Source organism: Rhodococcus sp. NPDC047139 (assembly GCF_040643435.1).
GTDB lineage: Bacteria > Actinomycetota > Actinomycetes > Mycobacteriales > Mycobacteriaceae > Rhodococcus.
In genome coordinates this window covers 1-11,936 of sequence record NZ_JBEYUH010000033.1, presented here as the reverse complement: position 1 = coordinate 11,936, position 11,936 = coordinate 1, and the positions used below count along the sequence as shown (strand labels likewise).

At 66.3% G+C, this 11,936-nt stretch carries 2 protein-coding genes; both read right to left on the bottom strand.

The window, feature by feature from the left end:
• A partial coding sequence (locus ABZ789_RS22375) for an amino acid adenylation domain-containing protein (protein ID WP_358428782.1) occupies window positions 1–4,759 on the bottom strand: 4,759 nt, incomplete at its 3' end.
• 202 nt (window positions 4,760–4,961) lie between these two features.
• On the bottom strand, window positions 4,962–11,921 hold the full coding sequence (locus tag ABZ789_RS22370; RefSeq protein ID WP_358428779.1) for an amino acid adenylation domain-containing protein: 6,960 nt from the start codon (window positions 11,919–11,921) through the stop codon (window positions 4,962–4,964).
• Between the last annotated feature and the right edge of the window lie 15 nt (window positions 11,922–11,936).

Sequence of the window (11,936 nt, the reverse complement as noted above, 5' to 3'; positions counted from 1 at the left end):
ACTTCCCCGACGCATTGAGCGGAAACTCCCCGAGCACCACCACCTGCGAAGGCACCATGTACGACGGCAACACCGACCGCACCGCATCGAGCACCGCTACCGGATCGAGGACCGCACCGGCAGCAGGAACGACGTAGCCCACGAGATGCTCGCCGAGTTCGCCACCTCGCACGACGGTCACCGACTGGGCGACCCCGTCCACGCCCAGCAGCGCCGTCTCGATCTCCCCCAGCTCGATCCGCTGACCCCGGAATTTCACCTGGAAGTCGGTGCGGCCCAGGTACTCCAGCTCCCCGTTCCGAGTCCACCGCACCAGATCACCGGTGCGATACATCCGCTCACCCGAACCGAACGGATCCGCGACGAATCGATCGGATGTCAGATCCACCCGACCGTGATAGCCCCGCGCGAGCTGAACACCGGCGAGATACAACTCCCCCGCCACCCCGACCGGCACCGGACGCAACCGACCGTCGAGCACCAGAACACGAGAGTTCCACTGCGGCAAGCCGATGGGCACGCTGCGCAGATCGCTGCCGGACTCCGTGACCTCGCGGTAAGTGATACTCACCGCCGCCTCTGTCGGGCCGTAGAGATTGTGCAGCGGCGCGGACGACTTCCGCGCGAATGCACGTACCGTCTCGGGCGGCAATGCCTCTCCGATAACGAAAACGTCCCGAAGTGTCGACAGTTCGTCGGAATCGGAATGCTCGGCGAAGACGGTGAGCATCGACGGAACGAAGTCGGTCAGTGTCACCTTCCGCTCGGAGACCGTACGCGCGACGTACGCGGGGTCGCGATGGCCGTCGGGTGTCGCGACGACGAGATGTGCACCGACCTGGAGAGGGAGGAAGAATCCCCACAACGACACGTCGAACGTCGTCGCCGTCTTCTGGAGATAGACGTCGGACGGTGAGAACGCGTAAGCGTCTCGCATCCACGCCATCTGGTTCGCGATTGCTCGATGCGGAACCGCCACGCCCTTCGGGCGACCGGTCGATCCAGACGTGTAGATCACGTACGCGGTGTTCTCCGGCCGCAACACCCCGAGACGATCCGCATCGGTCACCGGGGCGTCCGAAAGCGCCGACAGATCCAGCTCGTCGATCGATACGACCGGCGCGGATCCCGCTCCTCCGAATCCGTCTCGTGAAGTAGTCAACACGACGACAGGGTCCGCAGATTCGAGAACGTAGCCGGTTCGCTCGATGGGATGATCCGGATCCACCGGAACATACGCACCACCGGACTCGAGGACCGCATAGATCGCGACGACGAGATCGACACTGCGACGAATCGCCAGTGCGACACGGGATTCCGGCCCGACACCCATCGAGATGAGATGCCTTGCCAATTGGTTGACCCGACCGTCGAACTCACCGTAGGTCAACGCCACACCCTCGTAGCTCACCGCGACGGCATCGGGAGTCTCGGCAACCTGACGACGGTAACGCTGCAGGAGGAGAGTCTCCTCGACGGGATGGTCCGTAGCATTCGCGTCGACGACCAGCCGGGTGAGCTCGGCATCGTCGAGAAGGAGAACGTCGCCGATCGGGAGCGCAGCATCGGAGGCGAACGTACGCAGGATCCGGAGATACCGATCCGCGAAGTCCCGAACCGTGCCTTCGTCGAAGAGGTCGGTCGCGTAGGTGAACTCGACGGCCATTCCGCCGTGCTCGGAATCGGTGCCCAGCCGCTCGGCGACAGTGAGTTGCAGGTCGAACTTGGCCGTCGCGTAGTCCGATGCGACAGCATCGATGGTCAGACCGGGAAGTTCGAACGCGGTCTGGGTGAAGTTCTGGAAGAACAGCGCGACCTGGAACAACGGGTGCCGGGCTTGCGATCGCTCCGGATTGAGCACCTCGACGAGACGTTCGAACGGAACGTCCGAATTGGCGAAGGCGGCCAGATCCACTTCTCTTGCCTGTTCGAGCAATGCAGCGAGGGAAGCACCCGAGTCGACCCGCGTGCGCAGCACGAGCGTGTTGACGAACATGCCGATCACGTCGTCGAGAGCACGCTCCCCACGTCCGGCGACCGGCGTACCGATGGTGATGTCGTCGGTGGCGGACAGGCGGGCGAGCAGCACCGCGAGTGCGGCATGCATCACCATGAACATCGTGACGTCGTGCTCGCGCGCCGCCGCGGCGAGGGCCGCGTGCAGATCCGCCGGGATCTCTGCAGACAGGTTTGCGCCTCGGTTGGAGGCCACCTGCGGACGCACTCGGTCCGAAGGCAGGTCCAATTGTTCCGGCGCGCCCGCCAGGGCTTCCTGCCAGAAGGCGAGCTGACGGGAGATGACCGATTCCGGATCGTTCTCGTCACCGAGAACACGTCGCTGCCACAACGCGAAATCCGCATACTGCACCTCGAGCGGCGCCCACCCCGGAGCCTCACCACGGCAACGGAATCCGTACGCAATCATCACGTCCCGGGCCAACGGTCCCATCGACGATCCATCGGCTGCGATGTGGTGTGTCACGAAAACCAACACGAATTCGTTTGTCGCATCGGCAATCCGGAACAATCTGGCGCGCACCGGGACCTCGACCGACACGTCGAACCCGACGGAGATCAACTCGGACACGGCCACTCCGACGTCCGCCGAAGCGACGTCGATCGGACCGAAATCCAGCGGAACGTCCTCTACCGGAACGATCTTCTGGTATCCGACACCGTCGATCTCCGGATACATCGTCCGCAACGACTCGTGGCGGGCAAGCACGTCGGACACTGCGGCGGCCAGCGCCTCGACGTTCAGTTCTCCCGAGAGTCTCAGAGCCAGCGGGATATTGTCGACCGCGGAACCGGGTGCGAGCCGGTTGAGGAACCACATCCGCTGTTGCGCATAGGACAAGGGCACACGTTCCGGGCGTTCCTGCGCCACGAGCGGTTCGCTCACGGAGCCGACATTCTCGTCCACGTAGCGGGCGAGCGCCGCTACCGTGGGCGATTCGAACAGGGCACGCACCGGCACGTTCACGCCGAGATCGTGACCGAGCCGACCCGCCACCTGTGTCGCGAGCAGAGAGTTGCCACCGAGGGCGAAGAAGTCGTCGTCGAGACCTGCTCGGTCCACTCCGAGGACCTCGACGAAGACCGAGGCGACCATCTTCTCGGATCCGCTCACGGGAGGCCGGAATTCGGCGCTGCCGAAGACGGGTTCCGGCAGCGCCTTACGGTCGAGCTTGCCGTTCGGAGTCAACGGAATGGTGTCGAGGATCATGAATGCCGCGGGCACCATGTGCGCCGGAAGATGATCGGCGACGTGCGCGCGGAGCACCTCGACATCGACATCGACGCTCTGCGTGTCGGCCGGCAGGATGTAGGACACGAGCGAGGTCACACCGGCGTCGTTGACGTGGCCGATCGTCGCGGCGAAGTCGACGCTCCGGTGAGTCGCGAGGACGGCATCGATCTCGCCGAGTTCGATGCGGAATCCGCGGACCTTGACTTGGAAGTCCGAACGTCCGATGTACTCGAGTTCGGGGGCACCTCCGTCTTCGGTGGTCACCCACCGCACCAGGTCACCGGTGCGGTACATGCGTGCTCCCGGCTCACCGTAGGCGTCCGCGACGAAGCGCTCGGCGGTGAGGCCTCCGCGCCGGTGGTATCCGCGTGCCACACCCGGCCCGGACAGATACAGCTCGCCCACGACGCCGATCGGGACGCGCTGGAGATGGGCGTCGAGCACCGTCGCGGACATGTTGGGGATCGTCGCGCCGAGCGTGATCCGATCACCCGGAGACAGGGGGGTGCCGATATTGGTGACGATGGTGGTCTCGGTCGGCCCGTAGCAGTTGTGGAAGTTCCGTCCGGGTGCCCATCTGGAGACGAGTTCCTGCGGATACGCCTCGCCGCCCACGGCGATGGTGCGCAGTTCCGGCACGTTCTCCGGCTCGAGCGAGGCAAGCGCCGCCGGCGTGATGAACGCGTGGGTCACGCGCGCGCCTCGCAGGAAATCCTCGAGTTCGGTGCCCCCGTACAGATCGGGGGGTGCGATCACCATTGTCGCGCCGGCGCCGATCGCGAGAAGCAGTTCGAGCAGCGAGGCGTCGAAACTGGGTGATGCGAAGTGGAGAGTGCGGGACTCGGTGGTGATCGCGTAGCGCTCGCGTTGCGCCGCGGCCAGCGCTGCCAGGCCCGCGTGAGAGACCACGACGCCCTTCGGAAGGCCGGTGGAGCCCGAGGTGTAGATGATGTACGCCGCGTCCTCGAGCCGTACGGGGGCGATTCGATCGGCGTAGGTCGGAGCCGAACCGGAGAAGTCGGCGAGCCGCTGCTCGGTCTCGGGCGCGTCCAGCACCAGCCATTCCACAGAATCCGGAAGATCCGCGGCATATCGGTCCACCGTGAGTCCCACGGACGCACCGGAGTCGGTGAGCATGTGGGCGATGCGGTCCGCAGGATAGTTCGGATCCACAGGTACGAATGCAGCGCCGGTCTTGGCCACCGCCCACAACGCAATCATCGAATCGATCGAACGGCGGATGCCGATCGCGACGAAGGCGCCGGGACCGATCCCCCGTCCGATGAGCATGTGCGCGATCCGGGACGAGCGAGCGTCCAGCTCGGCGTAGGTCATCTCCCTGCCGTCGAAGACGAGGGCGACCCCTGCGGGATTCGCCTCGACGGCAGATGCGAGAAGCTGCGGCAACAGCGGCGTGCGGCTCGCACGAGGACGGCGAGCGGATCGATCCGGCCGGCGGCGACGTTCCCGTCCGCCCGCCACCACACCGTCAGACGTTTCGCGTGTCACCGACAATTCCCCTTCACTTCGATAATGCTGTGCGTGGGCGCAGGCATACAGGGCACGACCTACCGTAATGGTGACCCGGGCCGGACCCGGGTCACCATCCGCGGCAGTTGCATGCCTGCGTGAGTCTACGTATCCACCCACCCTGTTCCTCGCCCCGCGAAGGCGGGTTCGTTACTTCACGGGACGAGCTGCGGGTCGGCTGCTACTCCGTCCGCGGATCGGAGACCCGCAGCGGTTCTTCTGCGATCGAGAGGACCGTGCGTGCGTCGGCCCAGTCGGTCGGCACGTCCTCGGGGTCTCCCCCGGAGAGGACGATCACCTCCAGGTCCTCGAGTTCCTCGGCGTCGGAAGCAGTGAGTTCGTCGGCTCGGGCGAAGAGGTGGGTCACCCACTCGTCCGCCAGGACGTCCACGAGTGTTCGTTCGTCGCTCTCGCCGGTGTCGACCACAGCGGCACCCGAGGTCGTGGCCAGCAGGATCTCGAAGAGACGCACGCCCTCCGGGGCCTGCGACAGGTAGGTACGGGACTCGTAGTCGAGCTTGCACTCCTCCCGCGCTCTCTCCAGAAGCGCGACGACCTCGGACTGTGTGACCGTTCGGCCGTCGACGATGCAGGCGACATCGTCTGCGCTGATCACGCCCGTACGGTCGGCGTAGGTGAACGGACGATCCTCGCGCTCGGCGATGGCACGCGCGCATTCCTCGTCGTCGACGACGATCCACTCGGTGTTGCCGCCCGGCTGTGGTCCGGCCGTGATACCGAGAGGCACGCCCACTGCGGCCGCGCCTGCGGATCCGACCGGCAGGACTGCAGCGCCCGTCTTGATCACCGCCCAGACGGCGATGAGGGCCTCGATCGATCGTGGCAGGGCGACCGCCACGGTCGTGCCGGGGCCGGCACCGCGAGCGGAGAGTTCCCGGGCCAGCCTCGACGAGGAGCGGTCGAGCTCCGCGTAGGTCGTTTCGTCGTCGCCTCGGACCAGAACCGGCGCACCCGGATCCTCCTCGACGACCTCACCGAGTCTCGCGGCCAGGGACGCCGAGAGAGTGACAGGCGCCACCGTCCCGATTCGGGACGGTGAGGCGACCTCGTCTGCCTCTGTGATGTCGATCGCCCCGACGGTGGCCTGTGCGTCATCGATGAACACGTCGAGGATGCGCACCAAGCGACGGCCGAGCGCCTCGACTTCGTGCGCCGTGAACGCATTGCGCTGCGAATCGAGCGTCAGCACCAGTTTTTCGTCGACGACGGCAAGGAGCGTGAGCGGATAGTGCGACCCGTCCCCGTTCTCGATGCCGGTGATCTCCATGCCGTCGAGGGCCGCGCCTGCCTGCGCGAGCGCTTCCCGATCGATGGGATACGACTCGAACACAAGGAGGGTGTTGAAGAGCTCGCCGGCACCGGCCGCCCGCTGGATGTCGGGAAGACCGACGTAGTGGTCGTCGAGCAGCGCTGCCTGTGCCGTCTGGAGAGACTTCAGCACCGTGCTCACCGGTTCCGCGGGAGGCAGGTCCACCCGGACCGGAATGGTGTTGATGAACAAGCCGACCATCGACTCGACACCCTGAAGGTCGGCCGGGCGGCCGGATACCGTCGCGCCGAAGACGATGTCTCGACGTCCGGTCATGCGTCCGAGCAGTACCGCCCACGCGGCCTGCACGACGGTGTTGACGGTGACCCCGGACTCCGCCGCCAGCGTGCGGAGGGCCGCGGTCCGCTCCTCGGTGAATTCCATGGTCACCCGGTCCGAGCCGACGTCACGCGGATCGACCCGCTCGGTCGACACCAGCATCGTGGATCCGTCCACACCACGGAGAGCTTCTGCCCACCGCGTCAGCGATGCCTGCTGGTCCTGCCGGGACAACCATTCGAGGAAATCGCGGTAGTCCGGCGCGGGAGGCAGGCCGGTGCCGTCCCCACCGAGGGCGTAGAGCGTCATCAGATCCTGCATGAGCAGCGGCATCGACCAGCCGTCCATCAGGATGTGGTGCGCAGTGACGCCGAGCTCCCACGAGTCCGACGCCGTTCGGATCAGGGTGAATCGCATCAACGGCGGTTCGGACAACACGAAGCCACGGTCGCGGTCGTCCGCGAACGCACGCTCGACCGTACGGGTGCGGTCCGCTTCTGGCGCACTGCGAGCATCCAGTTCTCGCCACGGGACGCGGACGCTGCCGAGCACGATCTGGACGGGTCGTCCGGTGGAACCCACGGTGAACGCGGTCCGAAGGTTCGTGTAGCGGGCGACGAGTGCGTCGGCGGAGCGGCGCAGCCGGTCTGCATCGACTCGGCCACCGAGACGCACGATCGTCTGCATCGTGTAGGCGTCCACAACCCCGTCGCTGACCGAGGCATGGAAGGCCAGACCCGCCTGCAACGGCGACAGCGACCAGACGTCGACGAGATCCGGATACGCCCGGGACCAGGTGTCGATATCGGACTGAGCGACCGACACGAGTGGCAGATCGGACGGTGTGAGCCCTCCGGCGGAAGGATCGCTCGCGTGCGCCGACAGGGCCGTGAGCACCGATTCCCACCGTTCGGCGAAGTCTCGGACCATCGAGAACTCGAGGAGATCGGTCCGGAACACGAACTCGGCCGTCAGTCGTCCGTCCTGCTCCACGACATCGATCGTCAGCGCTGCGGGAAGCGCGGACACGTCGTCGTAGTGGATTCGTGCGACGGTCCCGTCGATCGCACGGCGGAACCGAACGGCGACTGTAGGCGCCGCCGGCGTGGAGATCTCGGAGACCTCGGCTGCGTAACGCGCGATCCCGAATCCTGCAGAGCGGCCGCGGACCTCCGCCAAGTGCTCCTTCACCGCACGGAAGAGCGCTCCCGCGCTGTCGTTCTCGGCCGGATGCACGCGTACCGGGAACGTGACGTCCAGTGCCGCCACAGGACGGACCATCTCCCGGTGCCGGTGATCGACGGACCGCTCGACGAGGATCAGCGCCGAATCACCGCCGCCGCCGGCTCCGTCGTGCACCAGCGCCGCGGCGGCAGCGGCCACGAGTGCGACATCGGGATCCGTCCGATACCGCTTCGGCAGCACGTCCACCGCAGCGGTACCCACTTCCGCAGCGACCTCGACCACCGTCCGGCCCACTGCCGGATTTCCCGCAGGCAGCCGTCCGTCGCCGATCGGGGTCGGTCCGGCCTCGAGGATACGGCGCCACGTCGAGATGTCGGTCTCGTCGTAACGTGCCGCTCGCAGCAGTTCCGAACTGGACCGGTGCGCCGAGCAAGTGCTCTCCGGAAGTGCGATCTTCCGCCCCGCCAGAACGTCCCGGTAGGCATTCGTCAGGTCGACGGCGATCATCCCGGCCGAAGTGGGATCGGTCACGTACGGATGGGTGACGACGACAACCGCTCCCCCCGTGTCCGGATCCTCCGTCCGGAACCCGACGACCCGCGCTACCTCCCCTTGCGCGACGTCGAGTTCGGCTGCGGCGAGACGCCTTGCGCGCGCGATGATCTCGCGAGCCCTCTCCCCCTCCGTCCCGGCGGGGAGACTCTCCGTGCGGAACGACGGGGACGCGTCGGTTTCGGCAGGAGGCGTGATCTCGAACCGCAGTTCGCCGTCGACACGGACGAGCGCAGCCCGCAGCATGTCGTGGTGCTCCACGACAGCAGCCCACGCCTTTAGCAATGCATCGGAGTCCAGAGGCTCGGACAGCAGGGACACCGCCGAGTACGACAGCGCCCCGTGGTCGATACCGCGTGCGACCAGTTCGAGTACTCGCGGGGACGCCGGCACGGCTCCTCCGAGGTCGGCGAAGCCGTCCTGGGAGACCGAATCGGCCTCTGCGACTTCCGCGAGACCGGCGACGGTGCGGGACTGGAAGACGTCAATGGGGCGGAACACGATTCCCTGTGAACGCGACCTCGACACGAGCTGGATCGACAGGACACTGTCGCCGCCGATCGCGAAGAAGTCGTCGTCGAGACCGACCGAATCGCGGCCGAGGAGCTCTCCGACGATGCGCGCGAGGGCCACCTCCACATCGGTGCGGGGAGCGCGGTATTCGACGGCCTCGAACACGGGATCCGGTAGCGCGCGGCGGTCGACCTTGCCGTTGACGGTCAGCGGCAGCGCGTCGAGCATCTCGAGGTGCGTCGGAACCATGTAGCTCGGAACCAGTTCGGCGACTCCCGCGGTGATCACTGCAGTATCGGGTGCCGCGCCCGATTCGGGTACGACATAACCCACCAGGTGCTCGACACCGGTGTGATCGTCGGTGTGAGCCGTAACCACGGCCTCGGACACGCCCTCCTGCGCCATGAGCGCAGCTTCGATCTCGCCGAGCTCGATCCGGTAGCCACGGACCTTGACCTGGAAATCGGATCGGCCGATGTACTCGAGCTCGCCCTCTCGCGTCCAGCGGACGAGATCGCCGGTGCGGTACATCCTCTCGCCGGGTCCGCCGAAGGGGGCGGCCACGAATCGTTCCGCGGTGAGGTCCGGGCGCCCGAAGTAGCCCCTCGCCAGCTGCGCACCAGCGAGATAGAGCTCGCCGACAACTCCGGCAGGCACCTCCCGCAGGCGGCGATCCAGTACATGCACCTGCGAATTCCATTCCGGCACACCGATAGGAACGGAGGATGTCCCGTCGCCGGACACCTCGTGGACGGTGATCGACACCGCCGCCTCGGTAGGTCCGTAGAGGTTGTACAGGGTCGCCGAATCGTTCTCGTCGGCGAATTTCCGTGCGAGCGCACCCGGAAGTGCCTCACCGATCGCCAGCACGCGACGAAGAGAGCCGGCCAGGGGACCGTCGGCGTCGACGGCGAGTGCCTGCAGCATCGACGGAACGGTATGGAGTGTCGTGACTTCTTCTTGTTCGAGGAGCCGGTTCAGGTACTCCGGGTCCGCCTGCGCACCCGCATCGGCGACCACGACCCGGCCACCGGAGACGAGCGCAGACCAGAACTCCCACACCGACAGGTCGAAGGTGGCAGCGGTCTTGAGCAGAACGGCGTCCGAGTCGTTCATGCCGAAGAAGTCACGCTTCCACAGCAGCTGGTTCACGATCGCTCCGTGCTCGACCGCGACACCCTTGGGAACGCCGGTCGATCCGGATGTGAAGATCACGTACGCCGTGTTCTCCGGACGAAGCGGGCGGAGACGGTCGGGATCGGACACGGGTGCGGCCGAGATGCCGGACAGGTCGAGCGCGTCGATACGCACGGTCGGATACCCGATCGCGAGGTCCGCAGCATCGTCGCCCGAGGTGAGCACGATCTTCGGCCGAGCGGAATCGAGCACGAGCGCCACTCGTTCCGCGGGATGATCGACATCGACCGGCACGTACGTGCCACCTGCGACCGCGACCGCGAACATTCCCACCACGAGGTCGACACCTCGCCGCATGGCGAGCGCGACACGGTCCTCAGGCCCGACACCTTCTGCGACGAGATGGCGCGCGAGACGGTTCACACGTGCCGCGAAGGCTTCGTAGTCGAGGCGCTCCTGTGATGTGACGAGGGCCGGTGACTTGGGCGAGACCGCCGCCTGAGCCGCGAACAGGTCCGCCAGGGTGGCATCACCCACGGGACGGTCGGTCCCTCGGCTCCACGAACTCACAGCCGAACGTTCTTCGGGCAGAAGGAGGTCGAGATCGCCGACGACGACGCTGGTGTCCTCGACAACCGCGCGCAGCACCTGCACATAGCGATGAGCGAAGCCCTGGACGGTTCCTTCGTCGAACAGGTCGGTCGCGTAGGAGAATTCCAGACCGATCGGCCCGAGATCACCCGACTCGTCCTGCTGGTCGACGATCGCGATGTGCAGATCCGTTTTCGCCAGGGAGGTCTCGAAGGGTGCCCGTTCGATCTCCAGATCGGCGAGTTCGAAGGAACCCAGCCGTAGGTTCTGGAACGTGAATCCGACCTGGAACAGCGGATTACGAGCAGTGGACCGAATCGGGTTGAGGACCTCGACCAGCCGCTCGAAGGGCACGTCGGCATTGCCGAATGCCGCGACGTCGGCCGCCCGCGTCTGCTCGAGCAGTTCGTCGAACGACGCCCCGAGATCCACCTCGGAGCGCAGGACCAATGTGTTGACGAACATGCCGATCAGATCGTCGAGCGCGCGTTCGCCGCGGCCGGCGATCGGCGTACCGACAGCGATGTCCTCGGTGCCCGACAGGCGGGCGAGCAGCACTGCTGCGGCCGCATGCATGACCATGAACAGGGTCGTGTTGCGTTCCCGCGCGATCCGGGCGAGGTCTCGGTGCATCGAGGCATCCACCGACAATTCGACCGTGGCACCGCGGAACGACTGTACGGCGGGCCGAGGCCGGTCCGCCGGCAAGTCGAGTTGTTCCGGGAGACCCGCGAGCGTGTCCTTCCAGTAGGCGATCTGACGGGAGATCACCGAGTCCGCGTCGTTCTCGTTGCCGAGCACAGCACGCTGCCACAGCGCGTAGTCGGCGTACTGGATCTCGAGCGGTTCCCAGTCGGGGAACTCTCCTCGCCGGCGGGCCTCGTAGGCCACCATGAGATCGCGCGTCAAAGGTCCCATGGAGGAGCCGTCCCCGGCGATGTGGTGGACGACGAACACGAGCACGAACTGATCCGCAGCCCCGTCCACCGAGAACAGACGCGCCCGGACCGGCACCTCGACAGTGACGTCGAACCCCCCGACGGCGACGGCGGTGACCGTCGCCTCGAGTTCGTCAGCGGAGACGGTCGCGAGCGAGAGGTCCGGGACGACCGCGGCGGCGGGAAGAACCTGCTGGTACGCACCCTGATCGTCGGAGGGGTAGACGGTTCGCAGGGTCTCGTGTCGTTCGACGAGATCCGCTACTGCTGCCTGCAGTGCATCGACATCGAGGTTGCCGGTGAGCCGGATCGCGACCGGGATGTTGTCGACCGCAGACGACGGATCGAACTGATTCAAGAACCACATCCGCTGCTGAGCAAAGGACAACGGCACCCGATCCGGACGCTCCCGCGCCACCAACGGCACCCGCCCCGAACCCACATGCGAATCCACACGTTCCGACAGTTCGGCAACGGAAGAACCTTCGAACAGCAGGCGCACCGGCACCGCAGTCTCGAGCGCAGCACCGATCCGCGACACCACCTGCGTCGCCGACAACGAATTACCACCCAGCGCGAAGAAATCGTCGTCCAGACCCACCCGCTCGAGCCCCAACACCTCACCGAACAC